Annotated in this window: 2 protein-coding genes; both read right to left on the bottom strand. The window is 49.2% G+C overall.

The features are described 5' to 3' along the window. Positions 1-717 (bottom strand): transposase (locus tag AB5903_RS22500; RefSeq protein ID WP_368118324.1); only part of this gene is annotated, 717 nt, incomplete at its 3' end. Positions 718-742: 25 nt separating this feature from the next. Beyond that, positions 743-1,084 (bottom strand): hypothetical protein, encoded by a 342-nt coding sequence (locus AB5903_RS22495; RefSeq protein ID WP_005653242.1) that lies wholly within the window; start codon positions 1,082-1,084, stop codon positions 743-745. Positions 1,085-1,157 lie beyond the last annotated feature (73 nt).

Genomic DNA, 1,157 nt, shown 5'->3' with positions numbered 1-1,157 from the left:
TGCCGCATCCTTGTACCTGCATTGGTGGTATATCAGTCCGAGCCTCATGGAGAGGTAGTATGCTTTCTTAATATCGGGATACTCCCGGAACAGGATGCCGGCGCGTACGCGCTGTGATTCCGTCCACAAGGATTCCTTCTTATATAACAGGTAAATGCTTCTCGAAAGAAGCTGTTTGCGTGAATCACCGTTTTCAAAGACCGGCGCATGATATATCTTCCCGCAGGCTTTGGCATGGGCGATCTGAACGGATTCTTCGTCCAAAGCCTCCCAACGTGCTTTAACGCGCATATCCTGAACCGCCTCATAAGCGAGTTTCTGCACATGGAAACGGTCTGTGACGCGGCGTGCGGCGGGAAAACAGAGGCGGGCGATCTGCTCCATGTTCGGAGCCATATCCATGGTTATCTCCCTGACCTGAAAGCGTCTGCGGCGGGAAAGACGGAGCAGTACGGAGGTCACGGTCTTTACATCTGTTCCTTTCACAACGGCGATAAGACTGCCCGAACGGCCTTTTCTCTCCTTGTTTATCAACACGGTATATAATTCTCCGCGGGAAAGGCAGACTTCATCCAGTCCCACATAAACACCGATGTTCTTCTCGAAAAGAAGCCATTCTTCGGCATGAGGAAGCTGCTCCCAACAGAGATAACCGCTCAGGTGATTCCGGTATTGCCGCTCGAGCAGTTCCCCGTCGACCCCGAACAGCGTTCCCAACAGCCTGCAGCCCACCGGCAGCTTATCAATATAATTCTTTTAAAAAAGACGCAAATTCATGCGTCATACGGCTACCACCGGCAACCAGTTTCCAGTCACGGCTCACGTAACGGTTCTCATCCTTGACAACCCACCTGCGCCGGCGCACGTTCAGAAAAAGCTTCTTGCCGCGTATGGGGAAATCCTGAACCACAACAGGTTCGTAAAAACCCTTGCTCTCAACTTTCATTCCTGCGTATTCTTTAGGAACTTCATTCTTTTCTTCTAAATAAATCACTATTTCCGATGCGCTTTCCTTTACGTCCGAGATGATGAAATAATCCAATGTCCCTTCAGGAAGAAGGAGACGGTAGCCGTTGTTGTCCATAAGATTTCTGAGTTAGTTTTATGCAAAGATAGGATTTTTACAAATATTACCCCTCAGGTTTTTACATTGACCC

Source organism: Bacteroides sp. 2201st1_D9_2201SCRN_220225 (genome assembly GCF_040928965.1).
Classification (GTDB): Bacteria; Bacteroidota; Bacteroidia; order Bacteroidales; family Bacteroidaceae; genus Bacteroides; species Bacteroides stercoris.
This window is presented reverse-complemented; position numbering and strand designations above follow the sequence as displayed.

What these genes read in the sequence shown, in the direction of transcription:
- AB5903_RS22495 (WP_005653242.1), bottom strand. Translation starts at nt 1,084, where the DNA reads ATGGACAACAACGGCTACCGTCTCCTTCTTCCTGAAGGGACATTGGAT.